Origin of the sequence: Ravibacter arvi (genome assembly GCF_039540405.1) — a bacterium.
Lineage (GTDB): Bacteria > Bacteroidota > Bacteroidia > Cytophagales > Spirosomataceae > Ravibacter > Ravibacter arvi.
In genome coordinates, this window is sequence record NZ_BAABEY010000033.1 from 83,641 (window position 1) to 103,896 (window position 20,256).

Genomic DNA, 20,256 nt, shown 5'->3' on the forward strand with positions numbered 1-20,256 from the left:
GTCACGGTTTTAGTACCCCGCAATTTCAATAGAAACAGAACATTGTCGATGACAGCATCAATAGAGGAGATCAAGCAACAGGTAGCGCGCTACGGATATGTAAATGAAGCGGTAGCCGGTACGGTTGATTTGGTCGCGGAGATTACCCGGTTAAAAAAAGAAAAAAATGCAGTTCTCCTGGCTCACTATTATGTAGATGGTGCGATCCAGGACCTGGCTGATTTTATAGGGGACAGCCTGGGTTTGTCGCAGCAGGCGGCCTCTACGGACGCTGACCTGATCCTGTTTTGCGGCGTTCATTTTATGGGAGAAACCGCAAAAATCCTGAGCCCGCAGAAGAAGGTTGTCATTCCTGACCTTAACGCGGGGTGCTCCTTGGCGGATTCAGCCCCGGCCGATAGGTTTGCGGCATTCAAGGCACAATACCCTGATCATATCGTGATCAGTTATATCAACTGTTCTGCCGAGATCAAGGCTTTGACCGACATTGTCTGCACGTCGTCCAATGCACTCCATATTGTCAACAGCCTCCCGCCTGATCAGAAGATTATTTTTGCCCCCGACGCTAACCTGGGGCGGTACGTTGCCAAGAAGACCGGCCGCGATATGGTTCTTTGGGACGGCGCCTGTATTGTGCACATCGATATTTCGCGCGAGAAGCTTGAAAAGTTGATGCGGGAGAACCCGGATGCTTTGCTGATCGCCCACCCTGAGTGCAAGGAAGACATCCTGATGAAAGCCGATTTCGTGAGTTCGACGACCGGTTTGCTGCGTTTTGTTAAGGAGTCGCCGCGCCAGAAATTCATTGTAGCTACCGAAGCCGGCATCCTGCATAAAATGAAGGAGTCGGTACCGGAGAAAAAACTGATACCTGCTCCGGGCAACGACAACAATACCTGTGCCTGCTCGGAGTGCCCATATATGAAAATGAATACGCTCGAAAAGGTGTACAACGCCCTGCTTTACGAGCAACCTGAAATTGTCGTACCCGAAGCAACCAGAATAAAAGCCTACGCATCAGTTGCCCGGATGCTGGAACTGAGTAAAGAAATCAAATGATGATTTCCTGGCCTGACCTGAATAAGCGATCACCCGACAAGGTGGTCGTTTTTTTTGGAGGGAAGAATGCGGGAAACTATCACGGCTACTGCGTCCCTTTGGCAAAAAATCAGTCTTTGTTCGTCGCCTCGCTGTACCGTTGCAAAACACTTTCGATCCATTTGGTCAGCTCCCGGGCATCGGAGTCGGTGTTGTAAAACGCAATATCACCTCTCCGGCTGAGCAGGACGCGTGTATACGTCTTTTCCCGGGGATCGTACCGGTAGGCATAGAAGGACGTGACTCCCTGATCGGCCCCGATCTGTACGGTCTTCGAAAATTTGTTTCCGGTTATTTTGTAGATCTGCGCTGCTTTTTCGGATAGTTCCCTGGCCGGCAGGGCAAAAGCGGAGACCGTGCTGTTCGAAAGTTTCTCCTCAATCCGGGCCTTTGTAAAGGTGTCCGTCTCGCGAATATCGGTGGCCGGTTTTTCCTCTACTTTATAAGTAAGTACCCTGCCCAAACTGTCTATCAAATAGCCGCCGTGGTTATAGCCCCAGGCAAAATTGATATGATTGACCTCGAAGTAAAGTGCCTGCTGCTTCACGATATCCCCGATCTTCTCGTCGTCGCAGGAAGCGATCACCACTGTCGGCAGTAGCAGGAGCATCCGAAAAAAGTGACTTCTTTTCATATTGATTTAGGGTTTACCCGGACCGGTTTAAAGGTAGTAAAAATTGCGGAGGGATCATCATTTGTGATGTGGTCGGGAGATAAAAAAACACAGCGGGGAAGTTTCTTTTTCCACGCGGTGCATTGCCGGCTTTGGGTGGGTCAGAGCGGTTTCCTAGGTCTGACTTACTTCTTTCCAGCTTACTTCATGGGCCAGGCGATTGGTCAGCGAGGCTTTTGCCGCCACTTTCCCGGCGGCCTCGCCCATTGCAACCGCATTACCGGTCACGCGGTAGCTGGCGTGTGCAAAGAAATCGCCGCTAATGCAGCGCCCGGCCATCATCAGACCGCCGACCTCACTGGAAATCAGGGAGCGGAGCGGAATGTCATAGGGTTTCACACGCACTCCGTCGTTGCTATATCCTTTGTCTCCTTTCCCGTCCAGTGAGTGGATGTCCACGGCAAATTTTACCCGGCATACCGCGTCGTCGAAGCGGGAGCCTTTGATCAGGTCTTCCCTGGATACCGTATACAGCCCCTTTACCCGTCGTCCTTCCCGCATCCCGATCTGTTCAGAGGTTGCGACAATGCGTGCATCCTTCCATATCCCGCCTTTTTTCCTGAGTTTGTCTACCATGTCATTTACCTCCTTTCTCGATTCAATGGTCGCATCGGATATATGTTGCGCGTTTAAAGAATCTGCATGATACTGGTGATTGGCCATCAGGGCAAAAAGGTCATCTCGGATCAGGAACAGCGTAGGCATACCGTAAGAGGGGTCCATACCGATACTGTTGATCTCTTCCCGGAGGTTGATTTTGTGCTGCGAGTGCGTTATCCCCTCATGTTTGATCAGGTTGCTGCGAATCATGTCATAACGGGTAATTCCGCTGATGATCGCCATCATCGAAAACGGCTGGATCAGGCCGGTGCGGGGATGTCCCTTGTCAAAACTACATCCCGCGTAAGCAGCCAGGTCGCCGTTACCGGTTGTATCGATAAAAGTTTTGGCCCGCCAGGCTTCCCTTCCGGACTGGCTTTCCGTGACAATCGTCTCCAGGCGCTTTTTGCTGTCGGTATAAGCAGCGACAACACGCGTATGCAGCCTTACGTCGACGCCGGCGCTTTTACACAGCTGGTCGAGAATCACCTTCATGACTTCGGCGTCGTAGTTGGTGGCCGATACCTGCGCACCGGTGCGATTGAGTGCGTCAAGAATTTCCTGCATAATACCACCCTTGTTTTCGTGTTCGATCAGGTTGCAGAGCAGCCCGGCAGTCCAGATTCCGCCGAGGCATCCGTGAAATTCGATCAGCCTGGTTTTGGCGCCGCTTCTGGCTGCTGCAATGGCGGCTGCAATGCCGGCCGGGCCGCCTCCGCAAACCATTACATCCACCTCTTCGATCACGGTTATCTGCCTGGCAGGCTCGTGGAAAACCGATGCTTTCCGGCCTTCTTTTAATTCGCCGCCCCGGACCAATGATGTTGGCAGGAATGCCCCTGCCAGGCCCAGTTGTAATAAGTCTCTCCTTTTCATATCAAGTCGATTTAATGTCTAAAAAGTTGCAAAAAAATGACCGGGAGCCGTTTGTTGCAGACTGTCTAATTCTCCTTCCATATTATTTTCCCGCCTTTTGAAATCGCCTCATTGGCGAGGCAAACGGTCACTGCCGAAGTGTATGCCGTGTGAATATTGGAGACCGGCATCCGCCTTTCCGAAATACATTGTGCAAAATGCCTGAGCGCACCTTCAGTAGGCAAAACGTCGTCTCTGGCGGGATTTTTGACGCGCACCCGAATCCCTTCCCCGTTTTCCCAGGAGAGTTTTGTGGCGGCGGTTACGCCGTCTGCCTGGGTTTCGGTGTTTTCGGCATATATCCTCGCCGTGTGACCGTCTTCTCCAGTGATCACTATCGAGCCTTTGTCGCCCTGTATTTTGATGGAGTACCCCTGGAGCGCATTGCTCGTAAGCGAGGTAAAAGAAGCCTTTAAACCCTTTTTGTATTGCACCAGCAGGTGTACATTATCATAGGTATCCCGTCCATCCTTCCAATAGTCGATTCCACCGGTTCCCATGATCCATTCCGGCCGGTCGCCGGTCAGCCAGTGCAGGAGGTCCATCTGGTGTGAGCACAGCTCGGCGACCAGGCCGCCGGAGTACCGGTCATACATCCGCCAATTGACCAGGTGTTCCAGGTCCGGGTAGTCCTTGCTTGCCGTAAAATGAACATTATCAGGAAGCGTGCGCCGCCAGTTGCCGTTTCGGTTCCAGGTACAGTCGACCTTGGCCAATTTTCCGCAGTAGCCCTGGTCGAGCAGAAATTTTACTTCCTGGTAGACCGGGTTGAAGCGGTGCTGATAGCCCACCTGGAATACCTGCCCGGGCAGGTTTGCGGTCAGTTTTTTTAACGCCGCAGCCTGTTGCCGGGTGTGGGTCATGGTTTTTTCGCAATAGACGTGCTTGCCCGCTTTAAGCGCTTCCTCAGCCATTTCAAAATGTAAAAAGAGTGGCGTAGCAATGATAACAGCGCTTATCGCTTTCGATTCAAGCAGTTTCCGGTAGTCAGTATAGAATGCAAGGGGGGGGCCGACTTCCTTATGGCAGGCTTGGTGGTTGGCGCTTAAAAGGTCACAGCATGCAGCAACCCGGAGCCCGGGAATAGCGGCGGCAATTTTGGCCAGCCATTTTCCGCGTGCGCCCGCACCGATCAGGCCTATCGAAAGCGGCTCCGCCGGTGCGGGCGGCAGCCCCCGGGAAAGGACCGCAATACCAGCGCCCATTTTTCCCAAAAACTCTCTTCGTTTGAGTATGGTCATCTCCGTCTCTGTCTATCTGGCCCAGAACAACTTGGTCGAAGGGTCAAAAAGCGTGGTCAGTGTTACGTTTGCCGGGACTTTCGGGTTTCTGCTGATTTCGGAATCCGGGTAGGGGACACGGTTGGCCAAACCGGCCGGATCGGTGATATCAATAAACAGTTCGCGCCGGATGTCATTATAGGCCTCAAGCGGCTGGTCATAAAACAGGTAAATATATTTCTGAAGCAGAATGGTGCGGGTGTTCAGACCGGCAGCTCCGGGAGAGACTTTTTTCATCGCCAGGTAAGCATTTATCCTGTCAGCGTCGAGCGCACGTGCAGAGTTGAAAATAGCGGATTGTTTCAGGGCCAGTTGTACGGCCTCCTGGTAGGCCTGGTAAGCAGCCTCCCGCTCTCCGAGGCGTAACCTGGCCTCGGCTTCAATAAATTTCAATTCGGTGTAAGTAGCCAGGGGCTGCGGTGCGTTTAAAGGTTTCAAAACCGCCGGTTTTGAAAAGAAGCGGCCATCGAGCCTGGGTTCGCCAAAATCGCCGCCCGCCAGGCCATTGGGCGCCGGTTTTATTTTGCCGTCAATCCTTGAAAACCAAATCTGTGTCCGCGGGTCGTCCTCTACGTCCGCCACCGGGCTGAACCAGCTCAATGCGCTGTAAATCCCGTTGCCCATGGCAAATTCAGGTTGCGAGTTTTGGGCGCCGGAGTAGGGGTTTTCGTAATTTTTGTTTTCAGCGTACCGCTTGAAGGTAAAGTCATCGGCTTCAGTCGAAAACGCTTTGTCCAGGTCGGACAAAACCGAATTTGCGGAACCGGCGGGATCAAGGTTACTCATCCTGTTGTAAAGCCTGATTTTGAGCGCATAGGCGGTTTTTTTCCAGAGCGCCATCTTCCCTGCAAAAACCAGGTCGTCTGCCGCCGGCCTTACAAGTGCGGTTTCACCCTTATCCAGGTTGACAACAGCGTTGTTGAGCATTTCCTGGATCGCGGGATATACCTCTTCCGCTTTGTCAAAGGCAGGTTGCCTGATCACCCCGGCCTGCAGCGCTTCGCTCATGGGAATGTCCCCGTAAAGGTCTACGAGATTGGCATAAGTGTAAGCCATCAACACTTCGGCAATGCCGGCATAGCCGAAAGCGCCTTCGCCGGCTGCCTTTTCTTTCAGGAGCTTCATGTCATTCAGAGCGGCATAAGCGCCTGACCACCCGCCTGTATTGTAGCTCGACATCGTGTTGTAAATGCCACCCATTCCCAGCACGTTGGTATGGTGCTCGGCGTAATACGAAGTCAGCCGGTTGGAGGAACTCCCGGCTACGGCCTTGATAAAGCCCATAGTGGCCTGTGGCAGCCGGGTATTAAGTGGTGCGTCGTTAACCTGGTTGGGATTCCGGTCGATTTTGTCCATGACGTTGTCCGAGCAGGAGACCAGCACGGCAGCCGGGAGAATGGTGAATGCCGCTATCAGATATATCTTCATGATTCTTGCGTTTTGTATTTTAGAGTGCTATTCTGATTCCTCCGCCGATGCTCCTGGTTTGCGGGGTAATCCCGCTTCTCCCGTTCCCGGTAACGTTCTGCCCGCCTTCGCTGTAGTTTACCTCCGGGTCCGAGAATGCGTCTGAAATAAGGAAGACATTTCGCGCCGACAGGTAGACGGAAGCCGACTTCAGCCATTTTTTCCTGGTCGCGGCTACGGGTATGGCGTAGTTGAGAGTCAGCTCACGCAACCTGACAAACGAGGCATCCGATAGCTGGGATTCGTAATTGGTCCATAGCTGGCTGTAATAGGGGTATTCCTTTTTTACGGCAATGTTGTTGGCGCCCTCAACGATTAATTCCGTGCCTTTCCAATGTCCCTGCACCCCGTCCAGGACCACTTCTTTTTCCCGGTCGAGGGTGTTGGCAGAAAGTCCTCTCCAGTTGGCTTCCGCCATGCCATGGTTCCAGAATACGCCCCCCTTTCTCCAGTCGAGCTGGGCAGTCAGCGAAAACCGGCGATACTGGAACCCGTTGATGACATTCAGCTCGAAGTCCGGAACGGTTGTGCCGATTACTTTCAGGGTGTTGTCGGTCAGCGGAAACCCGTAAGTGGCCGATTTCGGATCGTTGTTAATAACCGGTTTTCCGCTGATGGGGTCTCGCAGGTAGGACCGGCCGTAGATCGACGGGTAGTCATATCCGGCTTCTGCCACAATAGGGTCGGACAATACGATCCGGTTCACCCCCTCAGCCAGGTTTTTTACGCGGTTGTCAAAAGAGGTAAAGTTGACGCCCACGTCCCAGGTAAACCGGTTGGTCATTACAGGTCTCAGGCCGAGTACTACTTCGTGACCTTTTGACAACATAGATCCCGCATTTCTGATTTCGGACGACGCGCCGGTTGAAAGCGGTACCGGCACACTGTAGATTTGCCCGTCGGACTTTGAGTCGAAGTAGGTATACTCGAGTGAGATCCTGTCGTTGAAAAGCTTGATATCGGCCCCCAGCTCAACCGTTTTGGTGTTTTCGGGGCGAAGGTCCGGGTCAATCCGTACCGGGCTCTGGGTCAGTCCCGTCAGTCCGTCAAACGGGAATATGAACCCGCCCGGGCTCCCTTTAATGAACCCCGCATTGTTGACATAAACCGGTCCGACCTGCCCGACTTCGGCATAGGAGACGCGTAGTTTGATAAGCGAAATAGCCTTTTTCTGAAGCTGAAGCATTTCCGACAGGATGAAGCTCCCCCCTAGGGACGGGTAAAAGAACGACCGGTTCCCGGAAGGCATGTTCGAAGCGATGTCGTTGCGGCCGGAGGCGTTCAGAAAGAGGAGGCGGTTCCAGCTCAGGTTAATATTTGCGTAAAAACCGACTACCCGCTGCCTTGAAATGGAGTTGCTGCCGGTCAGGTTGGTCGCATTGTTCAGGTTGGCCCACCCGCCGGTCACAAAGTCGGATCCTACGGTTCTTTCATTGGTGCCGCGGATGTCATAGATTTCATTTCCGGCAATTGCATTCAGGTTCAGGCTTTTTCCAAGATCCTGGTCGAATGTCAGGAAGAAATTGGAATTGAGTTGATTTTGCCTACTGTCGCCCAGGCTGAGGCTTCCGCCGCTGGGGGGAATCGTCCGTCCTCTTGTAGCGGTTCCCAGTTCCTGGAAGTCGGTTTCTTTGCTGCTGAAGTGATCCAGCCCTGCACGGTAGGTGAGCGAGACCGACTTACTCAGTTCGTAACGCAGCAGCAGGTTGCCGAAGGTCCGGTTGGTTTGGTTCTGACGGTAATTGTGGTGAATTACCCAATAGGGGTTGTTTTGTCCGCCGCGGTAGTAAACCTGCTGATAGGGATTGGCCGGGTTGGCATAGCGCTTTCCCTTAAGGTTATACGAGGGCGGCGCGTCGGTCAGTCCGCGGAAGTAGTTGTCGTTTCCACCCAGTTCGGGGTAGTCGTCGACCGAGAGGTCGGAATAGTTGAGGGATAACCCGACGGTAAGGTCCCTGATTTTAGTGAGCTCACCGTTAAATTTTACATTGTAGCGTTTCAATCCCGATCCGGCGACGATCCCGGTCTGGCTGGTTTGCCCGACGCCGATCATGTAAGTGCCGTATTCTCCGCCGTCGGACAGGGAAAGGTTGTTGGAAAAGGTGTAGCCGTTCTGGTAAAATGCCTTGTCGTTATCGTAGGCGCGGGCAACTTCCGACTCACCAAATTCGTTCGTGTAAGTGCCTATTTCGCTGATTTTGGATCCCCAGGTCCAGATTTGGTTCAGGTCAAATTTCCCGTTTAACCCCTGCGCGTATACGTCCTGCATCTTCGGTAAACGCGCTACCTGGTCGACGTTGAAATGGCTGTCAAAGCTCACGGTAGGTTTCCCTGAACGCCCACCGCTTTTGGTTTTGATGACAATTACGCCATTGGAAGCTCTCAGCCCGTAAAGCGCGGAGGCAGCCGGTCCTTTCAAGACGTTCATTGATTCAATGTCATTCGGGTTCAGGTCGTTTACACGGGTACCTCCGGCTACAGGCAGCCCGTCTATCACATAAAGCGGCTGGTTGTTGCCTGTTATGGACCGGTTTCCCCGGATGGTGATCTGGGGCGCCTTGCCGGGCATACCGCTGTTTAGCCTTACCGAAACCCCCGCGACTTTCCCCTGAAGACTGTTGAGCAGGTTGGGATTGCCCACGGCTGTTAACTGCGCGCCCTTTACTTCCTGCGTAGCATAGAAAAGCGCTTTCTTTTCGCGCTCAATCCCGAATGAAGTGACAACCACTTCGTCGAGGGCCTTGGCGTCCGTTTGCATTTGAACATTGATAACGGACCGGTTTTCGACCATTTCTTCATGGGTAGCATACCCGACGAAAGAGAAGATTAATACCCCGTTGCCCTCCGGAACCGGGATTTTGTAGTCGCCGTTAATCTGGGTGGAGGTGCCGACGGATAATCCTTTTACCATGATGCTTACCCCCGGCAAACCTTCACCGTTTTCATCGGTTACCCGTCCGGATACCGTCCGGTCCTGGCGGGTTGGAGGCGGCAGATTTTCGCCTGTCAGTGTGGGATCGGCTTCCTGGAAAAGGCCGCTTTTATCCTGCCGGACCTGGCTGGCGGCCTGGTTTTCGTTCCTGGGTAAAATCACGAAGGACTTTTTCCCGATTCTCTTGAATTTCAGACCGTGGGGTTTCAAAAGCTCCTCCAGTTGTGTTTCCAGCTTGCCGGCACTGCTGCTCCGATCGGTCTGTACCACCAGGTTCCTGATTGTGGTTTCGTCGAACAATATGCTGATGCCGTGCAACTTGCCGAGGTCTACCAACGCTTCCCGAAGTTTCTGAGGTGCTTCTTGCCGGTGTTTCGATGCGGGGGCCGACTGCATGACGAGGTTGGAAGCCAGTTGCTGCGTGGCGCCGGTGAGGGGAATGGCGGTTACCCAAAAGCCGGCGAGGGCTAACCATAGATATTTTGTCATGGATGTAACGAGTTAAAGGTTGGATCCGGAACGTAGTTCGATCCGTTGGTTGTTTTGAGAAATGTCAAGGTTGTACAGCTCATTCAGAATCTGGAGAAGGTCATCCGGGCTTTGAGCTTCGTAAATTCCGCCAAGCTTTTTTTCTTTGAGGGTGCTGTCTGCGATTTCAATGACCACCCCGAACCTTTCTTCCATTTGCCGTGCAACTTCTGATAAAGGGGTATTGTCAAAGTAAAACTGGTGGGTTTTCCAGGCGAGGTATTGTTGCGGTTTTTCAGGTGTGGTTAAGGCGAGCGGCTTCCGGTCACTGACCTCAAAGAGATTTCCGGGCTTCATATAGATCTGGCGTCCTTCCGGCAGTTTCATTTTTACCTTTCCTTCGGCGAGGAAAACCCTTTTTGTCCGGTTTCTCGCAAAGGCCACGAACCTGGTTCCCAAAACCTCTACCGCATAGCCGTCGCGCATTTCCACTATAAACCTGGAAGAGTTGGGCGTATGGGTTACGTGGAATTCTGCTTCTCCTTCAAGTATCACCCGCCGGGCGTCTTCACTGAAGCCAAACCGGGGAACGCAAAGCCGGGAGTCGGCATTCAGAACCACCTGTGTGCCGTCTGAAAGCCGGAACGGTTTTGTTTTGCCGAACGGATTTTGATATTCGTAGTAGAGAATTTGATCGCGCCAACCGAACAAGGCAATGGCGAGTAAGAGGGCCGCGGCCATGGGAATGCGGAACCGCCTCGCGCCTGTCCAATTTTTCCGGCGCCGGATTACTTCGCTATCGGGCGTTGCAGGCATATTTCCCTTCAGTACAGAGCGGTATTTTTCGAAGGCGCTGGTTTCGTCGGGAAGGAACTGGATGTGCCGGCTTTCCCATTCGTCCAGGTACTGATAATAGCGATCATTGTTACCGGGTTCCAGCAACCATTCCTCAATCATTTTCAGTTGAATGGAAGAGGTCTTCCCTTCAAAAAAATCAAACAGTGTTTCTTTATCGACTGATCTTTTCATCTCGTTCTATTTTTACAGATAAAATAGCTGCTTCACATCGCTGCTTTTCTGAACCTGGCTGAGTATGCCGATGAGGGCAAAAAATAGCCATTCGTCCCGGAGCCCCTGCCGGAGCCGCGCCAATGCACGGCTTACCAGGGCTTCAACTGCTTTGTTGCTCACCTTCATCTCCCGGGCTATTTCGTCGTATTTTTTTCCTTCCACTCGTTTGAGGAGATAGGCGCGCCTGGTTTGAGGCGGAAGCTGCTGGATAATGCGTTCTATTTTCTGGTGAAGCTCTGTATAGTGGAGTATTTCATCGGGTAGCTGATCGTCTGAAGACGCGTGGTACACCTGTTCCAATGGATCATTTTTCTCACTCAGCATTTTCAGGTGATTGTAGGAGCGGTGGCGTACTGCCTTGTACAGGTACGAGCGATAGGAAACGCTGATTTGCTCGTAGATTTTTTTTTGCCAGAAAATGGCAAATGTTTCACCGACAATGTCCTCGGCCACCGCCTTTGAGTGGACAAAGCGAACGGAATGGTTGCATAAGTTCGTATAATAGCGGCGGAATAACAGCTCGCAGCCTTTTTCCGGGTCACGCTCAAAAACCTTCCGGATAAACAATTCGTTGTCTACCTCTTTGGCATCCTGGGAAGGTTCCATTCCGGCGGCGGCTTCGGGTTCAGCTCTTTTGTACATTGCCATACTTATCGGTATTGGTGCTGGAAGTTCTTGCACCTAAGACAGACAATTTTGTACTTTTATTCCCTATGTCAGGTGATAAATTTTTTTGAAATTCTTATGTTTTGCAGGAGTATAGGATTTTGCGGCATAAGTTTTTTATTTTTACAAGGCGCGTTTGTCAGGGAGGGAAGTATCAGTAGATGATGGTTGATTTCATAAATGAAAAGAATTCTGATCAATAGTGTTTTGGCGGGGTTGGGTCTCATTGGGGTCTTTTATTGGATAGGCACTGAGACATCCGGGAGCGTCGATTATAATGCCGATGTAAAGCCCATCCTTAACAAACACTGCATCGGCTGCCATGGCGGTGTGAAGAAGGCGGGGAATATCAGCTTCCTGTTTGAGGAAGAGATGTACCGGCCGGGTAAATCGGGTAAACGGGCGGTGATAAAGGGCGACGCGGAACATAGTGAGATGATGCGCCGCATTTTGTCCGACGACCCGGATGAGCGCATGCCCAAGGATGGGCCAGCTCTCGCCGGGGCGGACATAGCGACACTAAAAAAGTGGATCGACGAAGGCGCCAACTGGGGGCTTCACTGGGCATACAAGAAAATTGAGGAGCCGGAAGTACCTCCGATCAGGCGATGGAATAATCTTTTCGGCTTGCTGGGGGATGAAGACGAGTGGGCCAGGAATGAAATCGATCACTTTGTGATTGATAAGCTCAAAGGGAAAGGGCTTGCCCATAGCCCCGAAGCCGATCCAAGAACGCTGATCCGCCGGTTATCGCTGGATCTCACAGGCCTGCCGCCAACGCCGGAGCAGGTTCAGGCATTTGTAAACGACCCATCTCCTGAAGCCTATGAAAAGGCGGTGGACAGGCTTCTGGCCGACCCCGGCTATGGCGAGCGGTGGGCCGCCATGTGGATGGACCTCGCCCGCTATGCCGACACAAAAGGGTATGAGCGGGATCCGGCCAGAACCATCTGGAAATACCGCGATTATGTGATATCTTCCTTTAATCACGACAAGCCCTTTAACCGGTTCACAGTGGAGCAGCTCGCCGGCGACCTGCTGAAGGGGCCCGGCGGTTTCCCGACCAACGAGCAGCTTGTTGCGACCGCCTTTCACCGCAATACGATGAACAATGACGAAGGGGGAACGGAAGACGAAGAATTCAGGGTTGCGGCCATTATTGACCGCGTAAATGCCACCTGGGAAGTCTGGCAGGGTACCACCTTCGGCTGCGTGCAGTGCCACAGCCATACCTATGACCCCATACGGCACGACGAGTATTACCGGTACATGGCTTTTTTCAACAATACGCGCGACGAGGACGTCACGACCGAAACGCCGACCCTGCGGCACTACGAGACGGGAGACTCGCTGGCGGTAGAGTCACTCAGGAGCTGGCTAAGCCGCTACGACCCGGTTAAAGCTGAAAGCGTTTATCGTTTCCTGAAGGTAACGGAACCCAAAATTAATTCCCATGATTTCAGGATAGGCGCTCGTTCGGCGCTCCTCGACTCGAAATACATGGGCGTGCAGGACAAGGGAACGGCTTTCGGGCCCGACATGGATTTTACCGGTAAGACCCGGATGCTGCTCGCGATCGGTACTGCGAAAAAAGGTGCGCAGATGGCGTTTTATACCGACAGCACGCGTGCCCGAAAAGTGGCAGAAATCGCAGTTCCGGAAAGGGGAAGCCCCTGGCGAGACTCCATCCTGGTGATTAATCTGCCTCGCCTGTCAGGCAAACATTCGTTGTTTATGACCGTGAGGCACCCTACTGCCCCGGACGATTGGGTGGTAATCAAATGGGTTGCTCTGCAGGACGATTTCCCGGGTGGAGACGAAGGTCTTGAAAAAGAAAAAACCTATGTGCAGCTTCTCTCCAGGAAAGTACTGAATACGCCCGTTTTCTGGGAAGGAGAGGGGGAGACCTTCCGGAAAACCCATATTTTTGAAAGGGGAAACTGGTTGGTGAAAGGACAGGAAGTCACACCGGCGATACCGGGGCTTTTCGGAAAGCTTCCCAAAGGTTTGCCGGCTAACCGGCTGGGGCTGGCCGAATGGATGGTAGCGCGTGACAATCCCCTTACTGCAAGAGTAGCGGTCAACCGGTTTTGGGAGCAATTGTTCGGCCTGGGAATCGTGGAAACGCTGGAGGATTTTGGTTCGCAGGGAGCTCCGCCGTCGCATCCGGAATTACTCGACTGGCTTGCCGTAAAATTCATGGATGAGGGTTGGAGCACAAAAAAGCTGTTGAAAACAATCGTTATGTCGGCTACGTACCGGCAATCGTCGGCCACTACCCCGGAAAAAACCGCCGGAGACCCGGAAAACCGGTGGCTTGCCCGCGGACCGCGTGTGCGGCTGGGGGCCGAACAGGTAAGAGACCAGGCGCTCGCCGCAAGCGGACTGCTCTCAAAAAAGATGTTCGGACCCAGCGTGATGCCACCCCAGCCCGAAGGCATCTGGCTGTCGCCTTACAACGGCGATAAATGGGTGGTAAGCCAGGGCGAAGACCGGTACCGGCGTGCGCTTTACACCTATTGGAAGCGGACCTCGCCGTATCCCTCCATGACCACTTTCGATGCACCCAGCCGCGAATTCTGCCAGTCCCGGCGCATCAGGACTAATACCCCTTTGCAGGCGCTGGTGACCCTGAATGACCCGGTGTACCTTGAGGCCGCCGAAAAAATGGCTGACCGGATGTCGGAGAAGGGGAAATCAATTGAAGAACAGCTGGCCTGGGGGTATTACCTGCTTACCTACCGGGAAATCTCTCCCCGGAAACTGGCCGTCCTGAGCAAGGTATACCAGGATGCTTTTACCGAATTCAAGTCAGATACAACGCAATTGAAGGAATTTCTCGTAAACAGTCAGAAGAAAATACCGGCACAAGCGGCAATGACGCTCACTGCAAATGTTTTGCTTAACCTGGATGAAGTAATTACCAAGGAGTAATTCGTCCGTTGATTTTTGCCCATGGAAAAACTGATCAAAGAGCTGGAGTACCGACAGACCGAGCATGTTACCCGGCGTAATTTTTTGCAATGGGCAGGGGCTACGAGCCTGGGTGCAATTGGACTGGGACACCTGCTGGGCGGATGCGGGAGGCCGCAGGCAGCGGATGCAGCCGGGGTGGCCGGCAACATACCCCAGTTTACACCCCGGGCCAAACGCGTTATTTACATTCACATGGCCGGAGCTCCTTCCCAGTTGGAGCTCTTCGACTTTAAACCGGAATTGGCAAAATACCACGGGGCCGATTGCCCGGCTGAATTGCTTGAGGGGAAAAAATTCGCCTTCATACAGGGCGTGCCCAAGATGCTCGGCCCGCAGGGGCAGTTCAGGCAGTACGGGCAGTCGGGGGCGTGGGTGTCGGACTATGTGCCGCATATCAGCACCCTGGTCGATGAGCTGACTTTTGTGAAGTCGATGCATACCGATCAGTTCAACCATGCTCCGGCCCAGTTGCTGATGCATACGGGCAGTGCCCGGCTGGGGCGCCCGAGTCTTGGTTCATGGGCGGTGTACGGGTTGGGGTCAGAAAATCAGAACCTTCCCGGCTTCATCGTGCTGACCTCGGGTGGAAAGCAGCCGGATGCGGGGAAAAGCATATGGGGAAGTGGTTTTCTGCCTACTGTTTACCAGGGGGTACAGTGCCGTACCGGCGGCGATCCGGTACTTTATGTCTCGGACCCTTCCGGCATGAAACGTTCGATGCGTCAGAAGACCATCGAGGCGATCAACGAGATTAACCGGAAGACCTACGAAGAAGTTGGGGATCCGGAAATCCTGACACGGATCAGTCAGTATGAGATGGCTTTCCGTATGCAGATGTCCGTTCCGGAAGTAATGGATGTCTCCAAAGAACCGCAGTATATCCTGGACATGTATGGTGTGAAGCCGGGCGAAGGGAGCTTTGCGATGAATTGCCTGCTGGCGCGCAAACTGATAGAAAACGACGTACGTTTTGTCCAGCTGTTCGACTGGGGTTGGGACTCACACGGCACTTCGCCGGACGGCGCCATAGAAATCGGGCTCAGGAAAAAATGCCGGGAGTCGGACCAGGCTACGGCCGCATTGCTCAAGGATTTGAAAATGCGCGGGCTGCTGGAGGATACCCTCGTCATTTGGGCCGGGGAGTTCGGCCGGACCCCTATGCAGGAAAACAGGAACGGGATTGTTTTGCCGTTTATGGGGCGCGACCATCACCTGGATGCTTTTACGATCTGGATGGCGGGCGGCGGTTTAAAAAAGGGCCTTAGCTATGGCGAAACCGATGACATTGGCTATTATGCGGTGAAGGACAAGGTACATGTTCACGACCTTCAAGCAACGATTTTGCATTTGCTCGGTTTTGACCATGAGAAGTTTACCTATCCTTTCCAGGGAAGAAACTTCAGACTGACCGATACCGAAGGCCACGTAGTGAAGGGTATTCTGGCATGAGCGCGTGAAAGATTTGATTACCATTGAGACCGTTGAGGCTTCCGAATTTCCGCAGCAATTGAACAGCCCGCTTTATTCGATCCTTCTTTTTGAAGGAGAAACCTCGCTTTCCGTTGATTTAAACGAATATTCATGCCAGGGGAAGAACCTGTTGTTCACTTCTCCTTACCAGCTGCTGAGCTGGCATAGAACCACTGCGAAAAAGGTGAGCCTGCTGCGGTTTCACGGGGACTTTTATTGCATTGAGTACCACAAAAAGGAAGTTGCCTGCAACGGCGTTTTGTTTAACAACATCTACCAGCAGCCATTTGTGAAAGTTCCGGGTCCTGTTTTCGAGGAGGTTAGCAATATCATTCTTAAAATGAAGGTGTTGGCAGCAGGCGTCTCGCGATACGACGGCCAGGTGCTCAGATCGTATCTTCAGCTTATCCTGGCACTTGGCAGCAAAGAGAAATTGCTTCAGAACGGAGAGCCGCGGCCTGGAGAGATCGCCGGGTTTCAGGAAGTACTTGAAAAGCAATTCCGGGCGGCGAAAGACGTGGCGTTCTATTCCGGTTCCTTTGGTTTGTCGGTGGGCGCTTTCAGCAAAAAAGTAAAAAGGCAATATGGCAAAAGCCCTTCCAAACTCATACAGGAACGAATCGTCCTGGAGGCCAAAAAACTTCTGCACCTTACTTATAAGCCCGTTAAAGAGATAGCTGCCGAGCTTGGGTTCGAGGACGAGTTTTATTTCAGCCGGTACTTTAAAAAGGAGGTCGGTGTTTCACCCAGGAAGTACCGGGAAGACGTCGGTATCTCCATTGTGGCGAAATTGTCTAGGTAAGGGCGGTATTCGTCCATTCACGCCAACGTTTATTCACTTCATTTTTGTAGTTGAATAACTTGAAGCAAATAGGATGAATCTTTTAAAATTAATTGCTGGCGGGCAGGTGCTTTTTACCAACTTCCTGCGGGTTTCCATTTTCGTGGTAATGGCCTGGATCGGCGGTCTGAAAGTGTTCCAGTATGAAGCTGACGGGATCGTGCCTTTTGTAACCAACAGCCCTTTCATGAGCTTCTTTTACACAAACAGCGGGAAAATGGCTGTGAATGAAAAAGGGGAAATCGTGCCGGAGTACACGCTTTACAAAAATCCGGAGGGAAAAGTGGTTGCCAAAAATATTGCGTGGCATGAGCACAACGGCACCTACCGCTTTTCTTACGGCCTGGGCCTGGTCATCGTTATAATCGGTGTCCTGGTCCTGCTGGGTATCTGGTTACCCCGTGCCGGCTTTGCAGGAGGTGTGCTTACTTTTTTGATGGCTGTGGTTACACTATCTTTCCTGGTCACTACACCGGAAGTGTACGTACCGGATTTGGGTGGCGATTTCCCGACACCGCAATTCGGCTTCCCTTACCTCTCAGGGGCCGGAAGACTGGTGATCAAGGACATTATCATGATGGCCGGAGGTTTACTGGTTGCCTCCGATAGCGCACGCCGGCTTATTGCCTCAAAAAGCCGGTAGTGCATGCTTCCGGATTGAAAAGTGTCCGCTTAAAATGTTCGGTTTTAAGATAGCTGTCCGCTAGCGGACAGGCTATTGTTGGTTTGAGAGAGAATTGTTGGTTTTTTAAGTTGTTTGTAGTCAGTTTGTTATATCGAATTTGCGAGTCGAATCCGGAGGTGTTTAATCTTTGGCACAGGCCTTTTTGTTTGAATGGCATCTGTATGGTTTTACAGAAGCAACTTTTAAACAAAACAAGCCATGAAAATCTCAATCATCTCCCATTTTGTTTGCGTTTTCGCACTTTTCGCCAGCCTCAATGCCTTTGCCGGCAATGGACCGGAAGATAAGAAGAAAACGGAAGACGTTACGGCCGCAAAAGTGGATGCCTCCATTTACCAGCTAAAGGACACCAATAAAATCAGGCTGCTTGTCGAGAACTCTTCGCCGGAACCTTTCCGCCTGGTCCTGAAAGATAGTATGGGAACCGTTTACTATTCACAGCAGCTACGGAAACCCACGACGGAGCCGAAGCATGTCTTCAGCTTTGTTTTCAACCTGGATGAAATGGCTGACGGCGTCTATTATTTCGAGGTATACCAGAACCAGAACAAGCTGGTAAGGCCGATAACAATTGAGAGCAAAAATCTGAAAAAAATTACGTTCTGAAAGAGAAGGTTGTTCAGGTGCGCCCGGTTCGGCAACAGTTTGCCGGCGGGCGCTTTTTTATTATTCCTGAACTTTAGCGTAGCTGACCGCCGCATTTCCGGGGTCGACCGGCGATTCACCCAGCGGTTTGCGGGTGATGAACAGGAGCGTTTTCAAAAAGCCGTTCGAAGCGTACACCAATCCTGCCAGGCTAAGCACATTGAGGCTCTGGTTGTAATAGAAATCGGAAAACGCGACGATGAGGATCAGCAGCAGGTACTGGAAATTCTGAATAACCACCAGCAAAATAATGAAGGGAATGTTCAGACAGTAGGCCAGTACCTGGTTCCTGGGCCTAGCCGTTTCCTCGCGGGCAGTCTCTACTATTTTTTGCAGGCGGCGCAGCAGGATACCGTAGAGCAGCGTCGACCGCGCAGCCTTGCCCGGAATATCGACCGAGTGTCCCAGCAACGTATTGATCAGCCCGGAATAGAATACGATGAAGAAGCCGGCTAATACAAAAAACAGGTATTTGACGGACAGGTAGTTGTAGTGTTTATGCAGGTTGTAGAAAATATTCAGCAGAACAAACCCGCCGTGGAGGTCGCCGTAGGTGGTGCGATGCAGGTCGAAGGCGCCCCGGAAGGTACCGACGACGATAATGGGCTTTTTATCCCGGTTTTTAAAGCGCTGTAGCTGCTCCTTCAATAAGCCTTCGTCATTTGCTATATCCTTCAGGAAGACAATCATCAGTTTTTCGGGATTCAGATCGGCGGGTTCTATGAAGAAAAACTGGGGGGTAAAAACTTTCTTCAGGATCGAGAGCTTCCAGGGGCGGGTGTAATGGACAGACAGTTGTTCGCCGTCGATAAGCTGAACAGGGGCAGGTAATGCTGGGACGACGCCGGGTTCAGGAGGAGGAAGCCCGTCCTGGTCAGTCGAGCCGGCATTTTCCGTTCGCAAAAGCATTTCATACGGTAGGTATTTTACCCGCTCGTCTATTCTCAGGTCTGCCCGGTGCAGAAAGCCGCCCCCCATATCGGAGTCGACCATACCTACGGGTATTCCCCGGTCCCGCAGGTGCGTATAGGAGTCATCGGAAACGTCGGTAACTGCCTGGATAATCTTTTTCGCGTTGCCCAGCCGGTCTATGGTGTCGATCAGCAGAGAATCGGTGTGATTTTCGGGTTTGTCCAGGTCCTGCACGTATATATCAGAAACCACGAAGGAAAACTCATCCCGGTTTTTGTACAGCATCTGGTAGAGCTGGTTGAGCTCTCCGCGATCGACCTGGACATTCCGTTCCGAGTTGTGAGGGGTCAGCACCATGTCGTATGAAACGTCTACCAGGATGAAATTATCCCTGATAAAATCAGATTCGAGCGCTTGGGACATGAGGCCGCGTTTAGCAAAGAAACGTTTGAGTGGCGCTGTGCCGTTCCTGATGATCTCACTGGTAGGGACCACAAACGAAGCTGACCGGGTGGAGATGAAGAACTGGGCGGCAAGGAGTAGGAGGGCACTGGCGAGGCAGAAAAGGAATTGCCTGACCGGGTTGAAAAAACTTTCCCCGCCGGGGTAGAACAAAATAAAAATGATGGCGGCTTCGAGACCGATTGCGATCAGTATTTCAATTGGAAATGACATGTCCTGCAGGGTTTAACGATGGGGAAGGAGATGAGAAGCCACGCTGGTAATTTGGATAGAAGAGAGATGTGTGGTAAGCTGGTTGGCCGGTGGTATAAAAGGAACGGGGATGACGTTGGTGGTATCTGCGGGGCAACAACATCGCAGCCGGCCGTCCGGTATTGGGTTTCCGGGAACGTTACCGGAAATGGTCGGAACTTTTCTGTCCCAGGGTTTGGACTCTCCGCCGTCCCGGGGCATTTCCGAAATTGCCTGACCGGAACTGGTGGTGATCTGGTACAGGATCATGCGGCTTTCTCCATTGCTGAATCTGCACGAAAGGCGGAGAATGCCTTTTCGCGGCTGACGTGGCGGGATGACGGAATTGAGTATCGGAAGTACGTCATCCAACGATTCCGCTGTAACCAGGGCTGAATTGATAGCATGAATGATGCCCCGATCAAGCCGGGTATTGGTGACACCGGCGAAACGAAAGGTGCACGTTTTTTCGCGTTGTCCTTCGGATGCCTCGGCGGGCGCAGGAATCAGTAAACTGAAAAGTATAAGGACCGCTGCCTGGGCAGCGCTGAGGAAGAAATCCCGGGCGTGATTTTCCATGGTGCTTATCAGTTAAAATGGTTTAATAAAGATAGGTGGTATTTATCAAAATTCCGTATGTTTTATTTTATATTTTTTAAAAATTAAAACTATTATTTTGTAAAATGATATTTATGCAAAATATTTAATTGCTAGTGTTTTGATATTTAAATGTGTGATCTTTGGTTTTGCCGGATATTTAAATACGTACCTTACCCCGTATACGCATATTTAGTTATGACCGAATGTGAATATACGCACATCCGGGTGCCCGGTGTATCTAGGGGAAGATCTACTTCAGCGTTT

The 20,256-nt window shown here is 52.1% G+C and carries 15 protein-coding genes; 6 read left to right on the forward strand and 9 right to left on the reverse strand.

All coding sequences use genetic code 11. The features are described 5' to 3' along the window. Positions 1-48 precede the first annotated feature (48 nt). Positions 49-1,059, forward strand: a complete 1,011-nt coding sequence (gene nadA / locus ABD852_RS19005) for a quinolinate synthase NadA (RefSeq protein WP_345031788.1) — start codon at positions 49-51, stop codon at positions 1,057-1,059. Positions 1,060-1,168: 109 nt separating this feature from the next. On the opposite strand, the gene ABD852_RS19010 is transcribed toward nadA, so the two are convergent. From ABD852_RS19010 to ABD852_RS19040, 7 genes are all read right to left on the reverse strand, one after another. Then, positions 1,169-1,732, reverse strand: coding sequence for a hypothetical protein (locus ABD852_RS19010; protein ID WP_345031790.1), 564 nt, complete (start codon positions 1,730-1,732; stop codon positions 1,169-1,171). A 153-nt stretch (positions 1,733-1,885) separates the two neighbouring features. Continuing rightward, a complete protein-coding gene (locus ABD852_RS19015) occupies positions 1,886-3,247 on the reverse strand; it encodes an FAD-dependent oxidoreductase (protein WP_345031792.1) in 1,362 nt (453 codons plus the stop codon). 65 nt (positions 3,248-3,312) lie between these two features. Then, on the reverse strand, positions 3,313-4,527 hold the full coding sequence (locus tag ABD852_RS19020) for a Gfo/Idh/MocA family protein (RefSeq protein WP_345031793.1): 1,215 nt from the start codon (positions 4,525-4,527) through the stop codon (positions 3,313-3,315). A 12-nt stretch (positions 4,528-4,539) separates the two neighbouring features. Further along, complete coding sequence (locus ABD852_RS19025) at positions 4,540-5,994, reverse strand: SusD/RagB family nutrient-binding outer membrane lipoprotein (protein ID WP_345031795.1); 1,455 nt, start codon at positions 5,992-5,994, stop codon at positions 4,540-4,542. A gap of 19 nt (positions 5,995-6,013) precedes the next feature. Next, positions 6,014-9,454: a SusC/RagA family TonB-linked outer membrane protein gene (locus ABD852_RS19030; RefSeq protein ID WP_345031797.1), complete on the reverse strand. Its 3,441-nt coding sequence runs from the start codon at positions 9,452-9,454 to the stop codon at positions 6,014-6,016. A 12-nt stretch (positions 9,455-9,466) separates the two neighbouring features. Next, entirely contained in the window at positions 9,467-10,462 is a 996-nt protein-coding gene (locus ABD852_RS19035; protein ID WP_345031798.1) for a FecR family protein, read from the reverse strand. A gap of 12 nt (positions 10,463-10,474) precedes the next feature. After that, positions 10,475-11,152, reverse strand: coding sequence for an RNA polymerase sigma-70 factor (locus tag ABD852_RS19040; protein ID WP_345031800.1), 678 nt, complete (start codon positions 11,150-11,152; stop codon positions 10,475-10,477). A 198-nt stretch (positions 11,153-11,350) separates the two neighbouring features. Here ABD852_RS19040 and ABD852_RS19045 point away from each other — a divergent pair, with 198 nt between their 5' ends. The 5 genes from ABD852_RS19045 (at position 11,351) to ABD852_RS19065 (ending at position 17,748) form a co-directional block, all read left to right on the forward strand. Beyond that, entirely contained in the window at positions 11,351-14,104 is a 2,754-nt protein-coding gene (locus ABD852_RS19045; protein ID WP_345031803.1) for a PSD1 and planctomycete cytochrome C domain-containing protein, read from the forward strand. A gap of 21 nt (positions 14,105-14,125) precedes the next feature. Next, positions 14,126-15,595: a DUF1501 domain-containing protein gene (locus ABD852_RS19050; protein WP_345031806.1), complete on the forward strand. Its 1,470-nt coding sequence runs from the start codon at positions 14,126-14,128 to the stop codon at positions 15,593-15,595. 4 nt (positions 15,596-15,599) lie between these two features. Then, positions 15,600-16,418, forward strand: a complete 819-nt coding sequence (locus ABD852_RS19055) for a helix-turn-helix domain-containing protein (protein WP_345031808.1) — start codon at positions 15,600-15,602, stop codon at positions 16,416-16,418. 73 nt (positions 16,419-16,491) lie between these two features. After that, a complete protein-coding gene (locus ABD852_RS19060) occupies positions 16,492-17,100 on the forward strand; it encodes a DUF417 family protein (RefSeq protein ID WP_345031810.1) in 609 nt (202 codons plus the stop codon). A 240-nt stretch (positions 17,101-17,340) separates the two neighbouring features. Continuing rightward, positions 17,341-17,748: a hypothetical protein gene (locus tag ABD852_RS19065; protein ID WP_345031812.1), complete on the forward strand. Its 408-nt coding sequence runs from the start codon at positions 17,341-17,343 to the stop codon at positions 17,746-17,748. A 60-nt stretch (positions 17,749-17,808) separates the two neighbouring features. On the opposite strand, the gene ABD852_RS19070 is transcribed toward ABD852_RS19065, so the two are convergent. Both ABD852_RS19070 and ABD852_RS19075 read right to left on the reverse strand, forming a co-directional pair. Further along, positions 17,809-19,374, reverse strand: a complete 1,566-nt coding sequence (locus ABD852_RS19070; RefSeq protein WP_345031815.1) for a hypothetical protein — start codon at positions 19,372-19,374, stop codon at positions 17,809-17,811. 12 nt (positions 19,375-19,386) lie between these two features. Next, positions 19,387-19,971 (reverse strand): hypothetical protein, encoded by a 585-nt coding sequence (locus ABD852_RS19075; protein WP_345031818.1) that lies wholly within the window; start codon positions 19,969-19,971, stop codon positions 19,387-19,389. Positions 19,972-20,256: the final 285 nt, after the last annotated feature.